The 16,519-nt window shown below is 58.5% G+C and carries 14 protein-coding genes; 6 read left to right on the top strand and 8 right to left on the bottom strand.

The window, feature by feature from the left end:
- Positions 1-209: 209 nt before the first annotated feature.
- From gcvA to NXC24_RS32290, 3 genes are all read right to left on the bottom strand, one after another.
- Positions 210-1,133, bottom strand: coding sequence for a transcriptional regulator GcvA (gene gcvA / locus NXC24_RS32300; protein ID WP_104827348.1), 924 nt, complete (start codon positions 1,131-1,133; stop codon positions 210-212).
- 159 nt (positions 1,134-1,292) lie between these two features.
- Positions 1,293-2,744: an NADP-dependent succinate-semialdehyde dehydrogenase gene (gabD, locus tag NXC24_RS32295; RefSeq protein WP_104827347.1), complete on the bottom strand. Its 1,452-nt coding sequence runs from the start codon at positions 2,742-2,744 to the stop codon at positions 1,293-1,295.
- 50 nt (positions 2,745-2,794) lie between these two features.
- A complete protein-coding gene (locus NXC24_RS32290; protein WP_104827346.1) occupies positions 2,795-3,619 on the bottom strand; it encodes a bifunctional allantoicase/(S)-ureidoglycine aminohydrolase in 825 nt (274 codons plus the stop codon).
- 438 nt (positions 3,620-4,057) lie between these two features.
- On the opposite strand from NXC24_RS32290, the gene NXC24_RS32285 reads away from it, so the two are divergent.
- Together NXC24_RS32285 and NXC24_RS32275 are read left to right on the top strand one after the other, a co-directional pair.
- Positions 4,058-4,750, top strand: coding sequence for a hypothetical protein (locus NXC24_RS32285; protein WP_104827345.1), 693 nt, complete (start codon positions 4,058-4,060; stop codon positions 4,748-4,750).
- A gap of 352 nt (positions 4,751-5,102) precedes the next feature.
- Positions 5,103-7,721, top strand: a complete 2,619-nt coding sequence (locus NXC24_RS32275) for a hypothetical protein (protein WP_158704604.1) — start codon at positions 5,103-5,105, stop codon at positions 7,719-7,721.
- A 625-nt stretch (positions 7,722-8,346) separates the two neighbouring features.
- Here the strand turns inward: NXC24_RS32275 and NXC24_RS32270 are convergent.
- The 5 genes from NXC24_RS32270 to NXC24_RS32250 are packed head-to-tail and all read right to left on the bottom strand — an operon-like array spanning position 8,347 to position 12,346.
- Entirely contained in the window at positions 8,347-9,255 is a 909-nt protein-coding gene (locus NXC24_RS32270) for a homocysteine S-methyltransferase family protein (RefSeq protein WP_104827342.1), read from the bottom strand.
- Positions 9,256-9,312: 57 nt separating this feature from the next.
- Positions 9,313-10,002 (bottom strand): ABC transporter permease, encoded by a 690-nt coding sequence (locus NXC24_RS32265; protein ID WP_104827341.1) that lies wholly within the window; start codon positions 10,000-10,002, stop codon positions 9,313-9,315.
- 12 nt (positions 10,003-10,014) lie between these two features.
- Positions 10,015-10,740: an ABC transporter permease subunit gene (locus NXC24_RS32260; protein WP_104827340.1), complete on the bottom strand. Its 726-nt coding sequence runs from the start codon at positions 10,738-10,740 to the stop codon at positions 10,015-10,017.
- 12 nt (positions 10,741-10,752) lie between these two features.
- On the bottom strand, positions 10,753-11,523 hold the full coding sequence (locus NXC24_RS32255) for a transporter substrate-binding domain-containing protein (protein ID WP_104827339.1): 771 nt from the start codon (positions 11,521-11,523) through the stop codon (positions 10,753-10,755).
- 43 nt (positions 11,524-11,566) lie between these two features.
- On the bottom strand, positions 11,567-12,346 hold the full coding sequence (locus tag NXC24_RS32250) for an ATP-binding cassette domain-containing protein (RefSeq protein ID WP_104827338.1): 780 nt from the start codon (positions 12,344-12,346) through the stop codon (positions 11,567-11,569).
- 170 nt (positions 12,347-12,516) lie between these two features.
- Here NXC24_RS32250 and NXC24_RS32245 point away from each other — a divergent pair, with 170 nt between their 5' ends.
- From NXC24_RS32245 to yghU, 4 genes are all read left to right on the top strand, one after another.
- Positions 12,517-13,002 (top strand): Lrp/AsnC family transcriptional regulator, encoded by a 486-nt coding sequence (locus NXC24_RS32245; RefSeq protein ID WP_104827337.1) that lies wholly within the window; start codon positions 12,517-12,519, stop codon positions 13,000-13,002.
- A gap of 151 nt (positions 13,003-13,153) precedes the next feature.
- Complete coding sequence (locus NXC24_RS32240; RefSeq protein WP_104827336.1) at positions 13,154-13,552, top strand: DUF1236 domain-containing protein; 399 nt, start codon at positions 13,154-13,156, stop codon at positions 13,550-13,552.
- A gap of 687 nt (positions 13,553-14,239) precedes the next feature.
- Positions 14,240-15,301: a porin gene (locus NXC24_RS32235; RefSeq protein ID WP_104827335.1), complete on the top strand. Its 1,062-nt coding sequence runs from the start codon at positions 14,240-14,242 to the stop codon at positions 15,299-15,301.
- Between the two features lie 332 nt (positions 15,302-15,633).
- Positions 15,634-16,509, top strand: a complete 876-nt coding sequence (gene yghU / locus NXC24_RS32230) for a glutathione-dependent disulfide-bond oxidoreductase (protein WP_104827334.1) — start codon at positions 15,634-15,636, stop codon at positions 16,507-16,509.
- Positions 16,510-16,519: the final 10 nt, after the last annotated feature.

Genomic DNA, 16,519 nt, shown 5'->3' with positions numbered 1-16,519 from the left:
GAGCGGCCTAAGGGTCGGCGTTCCGGCCCTCCTGTTACGGGTGGCTCAAGCCACGGCGTAGAAGCGGATCTCCTACGCGGCGGCCAGAAGCGGTTTGAGCCATTTGATGCCCCTGAAAAGTCGCCCTGACAAATGAGAGTTTCTTGCGTCCGACAAAGGAAATCTTTGCCGTGCTTGCGGGGAACCGATTGGGAGAAGACTCATCCCCGTCAGGATCGGATCGTGGATGCTTCCTCGATCAGCCAACTACGAAACGCCTGCAACTTCGGCAGCGAAGCGTATTCCGAACGATAGACCACGTAGTAGGCTAGCTTTGAAGGTACGCTTATCCCGGGAAACAGGCGCCGGAGCCGCCCGGCGGCCAGATCATCATGCGCCAGAATACTGCGCGCCAGCGCGATACCATGTCCCTCGATCGCGGCCTGAAGGACGGCGGCGGAATTATCGATCCTCATGCCTCTTTGCGGTTGGCTCTCGGGCACACCAGCCGCCCGCAGCCAGATGTCCCAGGTGACGAAGCCTATCGCGGGATCGACCGAGAGGTCATGGATGAGCGTGGTTCGCGTGAGATCGGGCGGTGCGGTCAAATTTCCCCTGTCGCAGAAACTGGGTGAGCAGACCGGAAAGACCTCCTCATCCATCAATTTCTCCGCAAGCAGTCCCGGCCAGTTCCCGTCGCCATATCGGACCCCCACGTCTATGCCATGTGCCTTGTAGTCGACGAGTTTCAGGCTCGTCTCAAGGCGGATATCGGTGTCCGGCGATCTGGCCTGGAAGCGGTCGATGCGCGGAAGCAGCCACTTGGCGGCGAAGGCCGGACTGACCGTAACGTTGAGGATGCGGCTGGTCGCAGAGTCCCGAAGCCGTTCCAGTCCAATCCCGAGGCGATCGAGTCCCGCGCGGATATCCGGAAGCGCGCGTTCGGCGCTTTCAGTCAAGGTCAATCTGGTTTTCCCGATAGCGCTGCGATGAAACACTGGGGCTCCCAGCCAGTCCTCGAGCCCGCGCACCATTTGCCCGACGGCCGCCGCGGTCACATTGAGTTCTTCAGCGGCGCCGGAAAAGCTGCCATGACGCGCACTGGCTTCGAAAGCCCGCAGCGCATTCAGATAAACCGGTGATTTCTTGTTCAAGGGACTTTCTCTTGCGCGGATTGCGGACGACTGATCGCCTAAAGATATTAAGCAACGTCTCCGTTTTGCGCTATCCGCCTCGCCGTCCTTGTACGCCGTTGCGGTCACGGCGAGGGGAACGAGGCGACAAGCCTCGATCACCCTCGCGTAGCGTCGGCGTCAGACGACGCCGCCGAGGCAGACATATTTGATTTCGGTGAACTCCTCGATGCCGTAGCGCGATCCCTCGCGGCCGAGACCGGAAAGCTTGACGCCGCCGAAAGGCGCTTCGGCCGTCGAGATCAGGCCGGTATTGACGCCGACCATGCCGTATTCGAGCGCTTCTGCGACGCGGAAGACGCGGGCGAGGTCCTTGGCATAGAAATAGGAGGCAAGACCGAATTCGGTGTCGTTGGCCTGGGCAATGACATCGGCCTCATCCTTGAAGCGGAAGAGCGGAGCCACCGGCCCGAAGGTCTCTTCCTTGGCGACAGCCATCGCCGGTGTGACATTGGCAAGTACGGTTGCCTCATAAAAGCGCCCGCCGAGCGGATGGCGATGACCGCCGGCAACGACGCGGCCGCCCTTGGAAAGCGCATCGGCGACATGCTCCTCGACCTTGGCAAGGGCTGCTTCGTCGATCAGCGGGCCGAGATTGATGCCTTCGTCGAAACCATTGCCGGTCTTCAGTGCGCCGACCGCCTTAGAGAGTTTTTCGGCAAAGGCATCATAGACACCGTCCTGCACATAGAGACGGTTGGCACAGACGCAGGTCTGGCCATTGTTGCGGAACTTGGCGATCAACGCACCTTCGACGGCGGCATCGAGATCGGCATCGTCAAAGACGATGAAGGGTGCATTGCCGCCGAGCTCCAGGCCGAGTTTCTTGATAGTCGGCGCGCTCTGCCTGTAAAGCTCGGCGCCGACTTCCGTCGAGCCGGTGAAGGTCAGCTTGCGCACGACCGGGCTTGCTGTCATCTCGCCGCCGATGGCGCGGGCCGAGCCGGTCAACACGCTGAACAAGCCCTTGGGAAGACCGGCACGTTCGGCAAGCACAGCTATTGCGATTGCCGAAAACGGCGTCTGCGAGGCCGGCTTCAGCACCATGGCGCAGCCGGCGGCAAAGGCAGGACCCGCCTTGCGGGTGATCATCGCATTCGGGAAGTTCCAGGGGGTGATCGCGGCGACGACGCCGATCGGCTGCTTCATCACCAGAATGCGCTTGTCTTTCTGGTGGCCGGGAATGATGTCGCCATAGACGCGGCGGGCTTCTTCGGCAAACCATTCGATGAAGCTGGCGCCATAGGCGATCTCGCCCTTGGCCTCGGGCAGCGGCTTGCCCTGTTCGGCCGTCAGGATGCGGCCGAGATCATCCTGGTTTTCCATCATCAGCTCGAACCAGCGCTTGAGGATGCCGGAGCGTTCCTTGGCGGTGCGGGCGGCCCATTCCTTCTGGGCGGCTTCGGCCGCGGCAATCGCCTTCCTGGTCTCGGCAGCCCCCAGATTGGGAACACGGCCAATGATCTCACCCGTCGCCGGATTGTCGACCTTGATTGCGTTGTCCCCTACCTCGATCCAGTCGCCACCGACCAATGCGGCCTGCCGGAACAATGTTGCGTCTTTCAAATGCATGACGGCCTCCTCGCAGATCCTTAAGGTCCAAATATCACATGCCAGCCTTGTTATCGGGACAGCTTCATATGGCGATTGACGTCCTTGTAAAGCAGGTAGCGGAATTTCCCCGGACCTCCGGCATAGCAGGCCTGTGGGCAGAAGGCGCGTAGCCACATGAAATCGCCGGCCTCGACTTCGACCCAATCCTGGTTCAGCCGATAAACGGCTTTGCCCTCGAGTACATAGAGACCATGCTCCATCACATGGGTTTCCGCAAACGGGATGACGGCACCGGGTTCGAAGGTAACGATTGTGACGTGCATGTCATGGCGCAGGTCTAGTGGATCGACGAAGCGGGTGGTTGCCCATTTCCCTTCAGTCCCAGGCATTGGCGTTGGTGCAATTTCCTGCTCATTGGTGAAAATTGGCTCTGGTGCGTCCAGGCCCGGAACGGTCTCATAGGCCTTGCGAATCCAGTGGAATCGCGTGGCGACCGATCCGTGATTGCGAAGTTGCCAACCGCTCGAGGGTGGCAAGAAGGCGTAGCCGCCGGGATGGAGCACATGAACGTCTCCCCCCAACTCGATCGTCACCTCTCCTTCCAAAACGAAGATTACTCCTTCGGCGTGCGGATCCGATTCCGGCTGCTCGCTACCGCCGCCTGGGGCGACCTCCATGATGTACTGCGAGAAGGTTTCCGCGAAGCCGGAGAGCGGGCGGGAGAGCACCCAAAGGCGTGTTCCGTTCCAGAAAGGCAAATAGCTGGTGACGATGTCCATCATCACACCCTTGGGGATCACAGCATAGGCTTCGGTAAAGACCGCACGGCCGGTCAGAAGGTCAGTCTGCGCCGGAGAGCCGCCCTTCGGCGCGAAATAGGTCGGTTTTGTCATTTTGCACTCCGCGAAATATGACGCCTCTGATCTTCGCCTGATCGAGGGCGTCAGGATGTGGCGAACATGATATCGGTTTGCCTATATCCGGCGGGCTTGTCCAGTCGCCGATGGTTCTGCAGCAAACTTTCCTACCCGTTTATCATGATGGCGCGTCGATCTCTCCTGGATGCTCAAAGCGTCTCAGACGCAGCGGTTGGACCGGGTGGTGGTCTCCGATGAGCCGAAAAACTCGATCTAACTTCGAAAATTAATGCCCGCATAAGGGGATAAAATGGGTAGAACAAGTTGAAATGGAAACAACTTAAAGGAATAGTGGCGGCCACGGTCAAAGTCGGGGCCGGAACGTCGAATTCTAAAATATCTGTTTTTGCCCGTCGTTGAAATCTCATCCGAGAGCGATGCGCGCGCTAGGCATACTTTGAGAAAAGGTTCGGAATGAAAAAGCTTATGATTCTGGTGGCTATCACTGTGGCGACTCTTTCTGCATCCGCCAGCGCCGGACCGGTCACGACCAAGGGCGGGTATGAATATGATCGAAATCAACTGAGCGATGCCACTGTTCTCAACTGGAACATCCAGGCATGCAGCCACGGTGGCATCAACCCGGACGCGCAACAGAAACTTGCGAAACTGATGGGCGTTTCAGAGGCCAATGTCCGTCTTGAGTTCTGTCGCCGCGTCCTCACCGCTTACGCGAAGGGAGCCATCCCCTACGAGGATTACGTTCAGTTTGTCCAGGGTCACCTCATGGCTCCAAGCATCATGAAGGCCTTGAGGATCGCCGGTTCGGCCCCGCTGAAGCCGCAGAGCCATGGACAAGGCGACATAGTTCTTCCGGTTTCAGCGAAAATGGACTCTGGCGAGACGTTCAAAGGCTCCACGATAGCCTCGCGCGAAGGCGGACGTTTCTCGGTTCAATCGTCGCGCCATTCTGTGAAATGTTCCGGCACCTACGATCCCAAGGATCGGCGCCCGACAGTCACTCTTCCGGTCAAATGCTCGGACGGTCGCACAGGCCAGGCCGAGGTCACGAGAGCGCCGGACCTCATGTCCGGATGGGGGAAGGTGAAACTGTCCGACGGAAGCGCCGGTCGACTGGTCGTTGGGTCAGTTCGCAAGCAGCCGTAACAGGCAGCTAAAGCGCCCACGGGCCTTCGGGCTGCTGTCTCTGTCGCGAAATAAAACGCCAGCCCCGATCTGGGCTGGCGATCCCGGTGCCGCGTTCTTCCATGAGAACCACGCAATCGATGACCGCGCTTCGCGCAAGCTTCGGATCAGGTGCCACTGCTACGGATACTTGTAAGAAACATCCTAGCGAGTAGCGCGGGCACCATGAAATTAAAAGCAGTCAGCTAGTTCGCAGTCGCGTTTATTCCTGCGCCTCTGCCAGCGTCGCAGCCTACTATCCGAAAGCCGCTGTGGCGGCTTGATGGGGCGGACAAGCAAGGCGTGATCAAGCTAACATTTGGAACGCTCGTTTATGACTTCAATCATTTCTTCTCTGTCCGCCAGTGCAATCCGGTCTCTCTCCACCGCCACGATCGCTGCTCTGACCACAGACGACGTCGCGGCGATGGGTACTAGCCAAATCAACGCGCTTACATCAACCCAGATCGCTGTGTTGAGTACGGAAGATATTGCTGTTCTCTCGACGAAACAAATGAAGGCCATATCGCCGAGCGCCATTGTGGGTTTGGGGCTGGATCAACTGGCGGTTCTTTCATCGGTCCAAATTGGAGGCCTCTCCACGGTCGAAGTGAGGGCGCTGACCACCGCTCAGGTCGCAGGGCTGTCGACGACGCAGATCAGTTCATTGACGACGACGCAGATCGCCGCTCTCTCTGCGACAGAGGTCGGCGCCCTTTCGACGGAGGATATTGCGGCGCTGTCGAGCAGCCAAATCGGGGCCATCAGCTCGTCCTCTCTGTCAAAGCTCTCCACCGATAATGTCGCGTTGCTCAGCACCGGCACGATCGCCGCCTTGAAGACGGCGCAGATCGCGGCACTGACATCCAGCCAGATCGCTGCGCTCACGACCAAGCAGATCGACGTTTTGAGTTCTACACAGATCGGCGCCTTGAGTCTGAAGCAGGTTGCGGCTCTAAGCACCGAGGCTGTGGCCGCACTCTCGACCGAACAAATCGCTTCACTGAAGTCTGCCTCGATTGCGGGTCTGACTACCAGTGAGATTGCGGCGCTGTCGACGACGCAGATCGCTGCATTGACGACGACGCAGATCGCGGCTCTCTCTGCCACAGAGGTCAGTGCCCTTTCGACCGAGGATATCGCGACACTGTCGAGCAGCCAGATCGGCGCCATCAGCTCCGTCGCCCTCTCGAAGCTTTCCACCGATAATGTCGCATTGCTCACCACCAGCACGATCGCCGCGTTGAAGACGGCGCAGATCGCGGCCCTGACGTCCAGCCAAATCGCTGCGCTTACGACCAATCAGGTCGACGTCTTGAGTTCGACGCAGATCGGCGCCTTGAGCCTGAAGCAGGTTGCATCTCTGAGCACCGCCGCCGTTGCTGCACTCTCTACCACGCAAATTGCCGCGCTGAAGACTGCTGCGATCGTGGGTCTGACCACGAGTGAGATCGCGGCGCTGTCGACAACGCAGATCGCTGCACTCTCCACCACGCAGATCGCAGCTCTCTCTGCGACAGAGGTCGGCGCCCTTTCCTCGGCGGATATTGCGGCGCTGTCGAGCAGCCAGATCGGGGCAATCAGCTCATCCGCGCTGTCGAAGCTCACGACGAGTAATGTCGCGTTGCTCACCACCAGCGCGATCGCCGCCTTGAAGACGGCACAGATCGCGGCGTTGACGTCCAGCCAGATCGCTGCGCTCACAACCAGTCAGATCGACGTTTTGAGTTCGACACAGATGGGCGCCTTGAGCCTGAGGCAGGTCGCGTCTCTGAGCACCGTCGCCGTGGCTGCACTGTCGACCACGCAAATCGCTTCACTGAAGTCAGCCTCCATCGCGGCCCTGACCACCAGTCAGATCGCGGCGCTGTCGACAACACAGATCGGTGCGTTGACGACGACGCAGATCGCGGCTCTCTCTGCCACAGAGGCCAGTGCTCTTTCGTCGGCGGATATTGCAGCGCTGTCGAGCAGCCAAATCGGAGCCCTCAGCTCGGTCGCTCTGTCGAAACTCTCTACCAGTAATGTCGCATTGCTCACCACCAGCACGATCGCTGGTTTGAAGACGGCCCAGATCGCTGCGCTGACATCCAGCCAGATCGCGGCGCTTACGACCGGTCAGGTCGAGGTTTTGAGTTCGACACAGATCAGCGCCTTGAGCCTGAAGCAGGTTGCGGCTCTGAGCACCGCCGCTGTGGCCGCGCTCTCGACCACGCAAATTGCCGCGCTGAAGTCCGCCTCGATCGCGGGGCTGACTACCGATGAGATTGCCGCGCTATCGACGACACAGATCGGTGCGTTGACGACGACGCAGATTGCCGCTCTCTCTGCCGCTGAGGTTGGTGCCCTTTCGACGGAGGATATAGCGGCGCTGTCGAGCAGCCAAATTGGAGCCCTCAGCTCGGTCGCTCTTTCGAAGCTCTCCACCGATAATGTCGCGTTGCTCACCACCAGCACGATCGCCGCCTTGAAGACGGCGCAGATCGCGGCACTGACATCCAGCCAGATCGCTGCACTCACGACCAAGCAGATCGACGTCTTGAGTTCGACGCAGATGGGCGCCTTGAGTCTGAAGCAGGTTGCGGCTCTGAGCACCGTCGCCGTGGCTGCACTCTCCACAACGCAGATTGCCGCGCTGGCGTCAGCCTCGATCGCGGCTCTGACCACCAGTCAGGTCGCGGTGCTATCGACGGCGCAGATCGGTGCATTGTCGAGCACGCAGATCGCCGCCCTGACCTCCGCGGAGATTGGCGCTCTGACGTCGAAGGATATCGAGGCGCTGTCGACCGAGCAAATCGAAGCCATCAGCACCCGAGGCATAAAAGGACTATCAACCTCTGATATTTCCGTGCTCTCCAGCGAACAGCTATACGCTATCACGACAACCCAGGCACAGGCTTTGGATTCCGAGCAAATTGCGGCGATCATTGCGGCCTATGCTGCTTATAGCTGACCATGACGTCTGTGATTGCTGAAACGTTGCGGTTTCCGCGAAATGATGACGAGGGACGGCGGCACTTCTTCGAATAGTTTTCGATCTGGAAGGCTATTTCGGCTGAAAGCCACCTGAGCGTCCCATTGCCATCAGCATTCTTGCTCGTGGAATAGAGAAGCGGCTCTACCTTGTGGGGCAAGGTAGAGCCGGGAGACCGCATAACGGCTCACTGAGCGCGCCCAAGCGTCGGGGAAACTTGTCCGCTTGCTAATTTTATACTACTCAAGGCTGAATATCCAGCTAAACCTAAGCGCGCCGACCGGTTTTAACAGCGACTGTTCCCGATATCTCAAGGACGCTGATCCATGTCGTCCGGTTAGGATGTTTGAATGACGGCTTTTGTCCGGCTACCGCAGGTTCCAGCTCCGGGTAATGCCTGGGGGCGCCCTGAGAAAACCCGCCGCTGGCAGGGGCGCTACCAACGACGGGCTCGGCTTGGAGACAGTTGGTCAGTGCGCGCGCCTGCCAACTGACAATTCAACATCCGCAGGGGCGAATTGTTCCATCGCCGCGTGAATTTGTCGCCGCTTGCGGTCGGATCATAGAGCATGACGAGCTGATTCTGGTCATTGCGCAGCTAGTTTCAGCGCAGGAGCGCCCTTGTCAGCCGGTGGATATGCTCTGCTCCGATGCCGCAGCAGCCGCCGATCATGGTCGCACCAGCTTCCGCCCATGAGCAGGCGAAGCGCGAATAGGTGTCGCTGGTCATATCCTCGCGGGTATCGTGGAGGCCCTCATTGGCGGCCGAATCACCTTGTTCGCCTTCAAAGGCATTGGCATAGACGCCGATCTCGAGCGCAGAGCCTTTATCTTTGAACACGCGAGCCGCTGTTTCGACCGCCGCCTGCATCACTTCCGGCTTGCTGCAGTTGAACAAGAGAGCCTTCGCGCCGGACGAGACCGCCCAGATCGCCGCATCTTCCACCCGTTCGCCGGAGCGCAGCTTCGGTTCGCCGCCTTTGACCTGTGCCTCGTCATCGGCCAGCGTGAACGAGATCCAGAATGGCTTCCCCGTTGCGGCAACCGCGGTGCGTACGGCTTCTCCCTCGGCGATCAGGCTGAGGGTCTCGCCAAGCCATACGTCCACATAGGGCGCTAGATTTTCAACCAGCACCTTGAGATAGGTCTGGACCTGCGAAGGATCGAAGTTCTGCGGCTCGTAGGAGCCAAAGATCGGCGGCAGCGAACCGGCAACCAGAATTTCCCGGTTGCTGACGGCATCGGCGGCTTCGCGCGCCAATTGGCCCGAGAGACTCATCAGCGACGCACCGTTCTTCTGAAACCGTTCCTCGCCGATGTGAAAGGGTACCAAGGCATAGCTGTTGGTGGTGACGACATCAGAGCCGGCAGCGATGAATTCCTCATGGACCTTTCGAACGATGTCTGGGGAATTGATCAGCGCTAAAGCTGACCATTCCGGCTGCTTCAGTTCGGCCCCGAGGCGCAGGAGTTCGCGGCTCATGCCGCCATCGAGAATATGAAGTTTGCTCATGGGTAGGGTCTCCGTAAATGCGTCGGGTCTGCGCGAAGGCACGACCCTTCCTGCGTGCTAGCGCCGCACCGGCACCTGCGCCTCCAAGTGGCGGAAGGCTCGTGCGATAATGGCGGTGAGAATGAGATAGAAGACGGTAACGACGATCAGCGGCTCGTAGACCAGCAGCGTGTCCTGACGCACCTTGCTGGCGACAGCGTAGAGATCCATCACCGTGACGGTGAAGGCGAGCGGTGTCGCCTTGAGCTGCATAACGATTTCGCCGCCGATCGTCGGTAAGGCGATGCGAATGGCGCGCGGCAGCCAGATGCGCCGGGTCAGCGTGAAGGGCCGCATCCCAAATGCACGGCCTGCTTCCAACTCCCCCTTCGGCACTGCGAGCAATGCGCCTCGCAACACTTCCGCCTCGTAGGCGGCATAGTTCAGCGTAAAGCTCAGGGCGGCAAAGAAGAAGCCCTCGCGTAGGATCGGCCAGAACAAGCTCTGACGGATGCCGGGGATCATCGGCAATAGCGAACCGACGCCATAATAGAGAAGCCAGAGCTGGATGAGCAGAGGCGTGCCGCGGAAGAAGGTGCAGTAGCTTCGGGCGAGAAGTTGCGTCAGCGGACCGCCGCTCACCTGCGCAAAGGCAAGGCCGATAGCGATGATGAAGCCGAAGACGACCGAGATCACCAGCAGCGCCACCGTCTGCGTAGCGCCTGCCAGAAGAAGCGGCCAATAGGAGGCTATCCATGAGAAGGTCATGCCGTTCGCTCCTCAGGCAGGTTTCGGCTGACCACGCCGCACATGGCGCTCGATCAGGTTGAAGACGACATTGGAGGCGAGCGTGAGGGCGAGGTAGAGAAAGGCGGAGGCTAGGAAGAAGATGAAATAATGCTTGGTGCTCGCGCCGGCGAGGCGCGTGGCGAGCGCCAGTTCCTGGTAGCCGACGACGGCGACCAGCGCGCTGTCCTTGGTGATCGACATCCACAGATTGGCAAGGCCCGGCAGTGCATTCGGCAGGAGTGCCGGCAGCATGACGCGGCGGAAACGCAGCATCGGCCCCATGCCGAAGGCCTTCGCCGCATCAATCTGACCGGCGGGGATTGCGAGGATCGCGCCGCGCAGCACTTCCGTCATGTAGGCGCCCTGCACGATGCCGAGCACGACGACGGCGACGACGAAGCCGTTCACTTCGATCGCAGGCAGGTTGAACGCGGCCAGGAGCCGGTTCAGCCCATCCATTCCGGCATAGTAGAGCCCGACGATCAGAATCAATTCCGGAATGGCGCGGACCGCTGTCGTATAAATATTGAGCAACAGGCCGAGCGGCCTGTTGCCGGAAAGCTTGCCAAGCGCGCCTCCGACCCCGAGCAGGAGGCCGATTATAAACGCGCCGGCGGAGATGGCGATCGTGGAGGCCGCACCCACGAGCAGCACACCACCCCACCCGGGCGGATACGGAGAGAGCAGGTCGAAGATACCTTGTGGAGCGGCCGCCATCGTCGAGATCGCTTACTTTGCGCCGTAGATGTCGAAGTCGAAATACTTCTTGGTGATTTCGTCGTACTTGCCGCTGGCACGGATCGCGGCGATCGCTGCATTGAGCTTGGTTTTCAGCTCGGTATCTTCCTTGCGAAGACCGCCGGAAACGCCAGCTCCGAGAATTTCCTTGTCGTCGGCGACGTCGCCCATCTTGGCGCAGCAATCCTTGCCGGCATCACTCTTCAGGAAGGCATCAAGAGCCAGCGAATCGCCGAAAACATAATCGATGCGGCCGGCGGCGAGATCCTGGAATGCCTCGTCCAGGGTCTGATAGGTTTTCTGATCCGCGACTTTGGCAAAGTACTTATTGAAGTAGTCGGACTGAATGGTTGAAACCTGAATGCCGATGGTCTTGCCCTTCACATCGTCGGCGGTTGCGCCGGGCTTCTGGTCTTTCGGGCCGATCAGGGTGCTTGGCGTGTTGTAATATTTATCGGTGAAGTCGATGATTTTCGAGCGTTCCACGGTGTTCGACATCGATGACCAGATCACGTCGAACTTTTTGCTCTGCAGGGCTGGAATGAGGCCATCCCAGGAGAGTTCGACGATCGAGCATTTTTCCTTCATCTGATCGCAGACGGCATTCATCAGGTCGATTTCCCAGCCCTGCCACTGACCGGAGGCATCCTTGGCGAAGAAGGGCGGATAGGATTCGTTCATAATGCCGAAACGAACGTCGGCCTGAGCCGTAAAGGCAGAAACGGCAAGCATGGCGCCGGCAAGAAGCAAGGGCAGTTTCATTCTGTGGATTCTCCTGATGTTGTTTTGTGAAAGCGGGGAGGGATCAGTGGCTGAGTGCGCCGGTGAATTCCCGGCAGCGGGCACTCAAGGGGGCATCGAAGATCTGCCGCGGCGGACCCTCCTCCTCGACCCGCCCTTGATGCAGAAAGAGAACATGACTGGAGACGTCACGGGCAAAGCGCATCTCATGGGTGACGAGCAGCATGGTTCGGCCCTCTTCCGCGAGGTCGCGGATGACCTTTAGCACCTCGCCGACCAGCTCGGGATCGAGTGCTGACGTTGGCTCGTCGAACAACATGACGGCGGGATCGACACAAAGCGCCCGGGCAATAGCGGCTCGCTGCTGCTGACCGCCGGAGAGGAAGGCGGGGTAAGCGTGGCGCTTTTCGTAAAGTCCGACTTTTTCGAGCAAGGCTTCCGCCTTTTCGACGGCCTCCCGGCGGGCAACGCCCATGACATGAACCGGCGCTTCGATAATGTTTTCGAGTACGGTTCGGTGTGCCCAGAGATTGAAACTTTGGAAGACCATGCCGAGACCGGTGCGCAGCCGCTCGACTTGCCGCCAGTTCGTCGGCTGCACCTGGCCGCCACGGCTGCGCTTTAAAGCGATTTCCTCGCCGTTCACGACGATGCGGCCGCGATCCGGTATTTCCAGCAAATTGATGCAGCGCAGAAAGGTGCTCTTTCCGGAGCCTGACGAACCGATGATCGAAATCACATCGCCTTTTTGGGCTTTCGTCGAAACGCCTTTGAGGACTTCATGGGGACCAAAGCTCTTGTGAAGATCATCCACATGAAGGGCTTGGAGAGGCGGTTCTGTCATACGGGGTTCCGAGTAAAAATAATTTGCGGAGAATATCGCGTATATGTGCCGTTTTTGCGCGCAAATTCTGATTGATTTGCATAATATATGCAGAAATTTGTTTCATATGCATCAAATGTGACAGAATGCCGGTATTGCCGGGCAATTCACGACTACGGTCTGGGGGTAGGATGGAAAAACTGGATCGCTTTGATCGCGATATTCTCGAGATCATCCAGCGCAATTGCCAGCTAACGGCGGAAACCATCGCCGAAAGGGTGGGGCTTTCGACCTCGGCCGTGCAACGGCGCCTGAAACGCCTGCGCGAGGAGGGGATCATCAAAGCGGAAGTCGCCGTCGTTGACCGCAAGGCGACCGGCACCCCCATGGTATTCATCACCGGGATGGAAATCGAGCGGGACAATTACGATGCGCTTGCGAAGTTCCGCCTTTGGGCGGAGAAGCAGGATCATATCCAGCAGGTCTATTATGTCACGGGCGCAGTTGATCTCATTGCCATCATCACGGCTCGGGACGTCGAACACTACGACGACATCGCTGCGCTGATCATGGCGGAAAACCCGCAGATCCGACGCATGCATACCAATGTTGTCCTGCGAGACGTCAAGCTCGGTCTGGTCGTCCCGTTGGCGACCGGGGATGATGACAACAAATAGAGTCGCAGATGCCGTCACCGACGGACGTCTCACGAATTCTATCGCCGTGGCGCAACTTGTGATAATTGCAGGTAACTCCGCAAAGGAACTTTCGGATGCAGTAGTCATTCCCCTTCCAGCTCACATGAGCCGAAAAGGAAAGGAGAATGCTATGAATACGAAACTCATCGTTTCAGCAGCGGCCGCCTTCGGCCTTCTCACTGGTTCAGCCTTCGCGCAGTCCTCGACGGTCACTGGGGCCGCGGGTGGCGCGGTTACCGGAGCAGTTGTCGGTGGCCCGGTGGGTGCGGCAGTCGGTGGTGTTGCGGGCGCTATTGTCGGTACCGCGATCGATCCGCCGCCACAGAAGGTTGTCACCTATGTGCAAGAGCAGCCGATGCCTCCGGCTGAAGCCGTCGTGCAAGAAAGAGTCGTCGTCGGTCAGCCGCTCCCCGAGACCGTTGTCGTAACGCCGGTTCCGGATAACCCGACTTACGCCTATGCCGTCGTCAACCATCAGCGTGTCATCATCCAACCGAAGACGCGCAAGGTTGTCAAAATTCTCGATTAATCCTACCGGAAGGACCTCTGCCGGAGGTCCTTCCTCTGCCGGCTCGCGCATAGATGCCGGACGCTTTTACCCAATTCCCTCATCGACCAGATTCCTGGCGCTTAGTCCCGCCATGTCCCGGCGGCCAGGGCAGGCGAAAGTTGGTGCCTCCTGCTATTTGTAAGCTTGCGCTTATGCCTGGGGGCTGTGACGCCCTTTATTGGTTGCCGCTTGTTTTCCGACAAGTTCAGCGCTTGGCGCCTGCACCAGTCGTGGCAGCATTCATTCATGACAACCCATGGAGGCAATATGGGGTGACGCTTTTGCAGCCCTGAGGATTCATTTTGCGCAATAACTCGACGGGAAAATGATAATATCGTCTTACAATATGGGCGCTATCGATAAGTATTATAAGTACAATATTCATTATTATACGTGCAGCGCGTATGTTTCTGAATATTTCTGCGGCCATATTTAGGGTTATATATTCGGTTATTCTTAATTTAATGATGCATTTCTGCATCTATGACAGGTTTATGTCAGCGTATTTCCATGGATTTATCAAAATATTGTGTTGGCGACGGAGCTTCTCTGGCTATCGTGCGCCCGGAAGTTCACGAACTTTCGATTCAAAGGGAACAGCCGGATGAATGAACGTAACGGATAATCTCCGGGTCGTTCCGATCAGGCACACAGATTGGAGACAAAATGAACATCAAGAGCCTTCTTCTCGGCTCCGCTGCTGCGCTTGCAGCAGTTTCCGGCGCTCACGCGGCTGACGCTGTCGTCGCTGCTGAACCGGAGCCGCTCGAATACGTCCGCATCTGCGACGCATACGGCGCTGGCTACTTCTTCATTCCGGGCACCGAAACCTGCCTCAAGATCGGCGGCAAGGTTCGTACGGAAGGTGAATGGTACAACGCCTACAACCCGAACGACGTTCGTGGCACGCTCTGGCACACCCGCGCTGAACTGCAGCTTCAGACGGCTACCGACACCGAATATGGTCCGCTGAAGACCAACACGGAACTGCGTTGGGATTGGCAGGAAGGCGGCTCCACGAGCACCAACTTCCTCCACGGCAGCATCAGCCTCGGTGGTTTCACCATCGGTAAGGAAGATTCGCAGTTCAACGTATTCACCGGTTACGCCGGCGACGTCATCAACGACGACGTGGTCTATGACGGCCCGTACGAACTGAACCAGATCACCTACAACTACGACGCCGGCAACGGCTTCACGGCTGTGATCTCGCTCGAAGACACCAATTCTGGCGTTGGCGCAACCGGCTCCAACGGCGAAGACAGCTCGGATCACTACGCTCCGGACGTCGTTGCCGGTGCTGGCTACAAGGCTGGCGCATGGTCCTTCAAGGTCGTCGGTGGTTATGACTCCATCGTCGAAGAAGGCGCCATCAAGGCTCGTGTCGATGCCGACTTCGGCGTCTTCTCTGCCTTCGTTATGGGCGGCTGGAACACGGACGGCGACAAGCTGAACAAGTACGCTGGCGCGAACGGTGGCGGCGACGCTTCCGGTATCGGCTGGGGCGACTGGGCAGTTTGGGGCGGCGCAAGCGTTCCGATCAACGAAAAGCTGAAGTGGAACTTCCAGGTCGCTTATACCGACTCGAAGATCTTCGCCGCTACGACGAACCTGAAGTGGAACCCGGTTAAGAACCTGCTCATCGAGCCGGAAGTTTCCTACACCAACTGGGATTCGATCAACGAAGATCAGTGGGCTGGTATCCTCCGCTTCGAGCGTAGCTTCTAATCTGATCTGAATTTGACCTCCGATCAGAAAAGGGAGAAGGCCCGGTTTCCCTCCGGGCCTTTTTCTGTTCTGTCGCAAGCATTTCCGCAGCGCGCAACTGCGCTAAATGATGCGCTCTAATGGTGTCTGCTGTCCTCAAGGGCGTAGGCGCCCCATTGTCGTCCTTGACAATCCAGCCACCGAAAATCTCAACGCTCATTTCGATAATTGTCTCACTGTTATGTGAAGTGGCATTCTCGCCCCTGACAAAACATCGTTACCTCTGCTAGGTGCATACAGCCTATCTACGCGATATCGATTGTACGTCCCTGTCAAATATCAGGAGTTTGAGCATGACCGGTTCTTCCGACTATACGCCGCCGAAAATCTGGACTTGGAACAAGGCGAATGGAGGCCAGTTCGCGAATATCAACCGTCCGATCGCTGGACCGACCCACGACAAGGATCTGCCGGTCGGCCGCCATCCTCTTCAGCTTTATTCGCTCGCAACGCCGAACGGTGTGAAAGTCACGATCATGCTGGAAGAGCTGCTGGCGCTCGGCCACAGCGGCGCGGAATATGACGCCTGGCTGATCAAGATCGGCGAGGGTGATCAATTCGGAAGCGGCTTCGTGGGGGTCAATCCCAATTCAAAAATTCCGGCCCTGATGGATCGCAGCGGCCCGACGCCGATTCGCGTCTTCGAGTCCGGTTCCATCCTGACCTATCTCGCCGAAAAATTCGGCGCCTTCCTGCCGACCGACCCCGCCGTGCGCGCCGAATGTTTTTCATGGCTGTTCTGGCAGATGGGAAGCGCACCTTATCTCGGCGGCGGCTTCGGCCACTTCTACGCCTATGCGCCGACGAAGATCGAATATGCGATCGACCGCTTTGCCATGGAGGTGAAGCGCCAGCTCGACGTGCTCGATCGCCGCCTTGCCGAAAGCGAATATCTCAGCGGCAAGGAATATACGATCGCCGACATGGCCGTTTGGCCCTGGTATGGCGGCCTGGTCAAGGGCTGGCAATACGGTGCGGCCGAGTTCCTTCAGGTCGAGGACTACAAGAATGTCCAGCGTTGGGCCGATGCAATCTTCGAACGGCCGGCAGTCAAACGCGGGCGGATGGTCAACCGGGTATCCGGTGAGCCCTCAAGCCAACTGCATGAGCGCCATGACGCCAGCGATTTTGAAACCAAGACGCAGGACAAGCTCGCAATTGCGAGCTGAACGATTCCTT

The sequence above is a fragment of the Rhizobium sp. NXC24 genome, from assembly GCF_002944315.1.
GTDB lineage: Bacteria > Pseudomonadota > Alphaproteobacteria > Rhizobiales > Rhizobiaceae > Rhizobium.
This window is presented reverse-complemented; position numbering and strand designations above follow the sequence as displayed.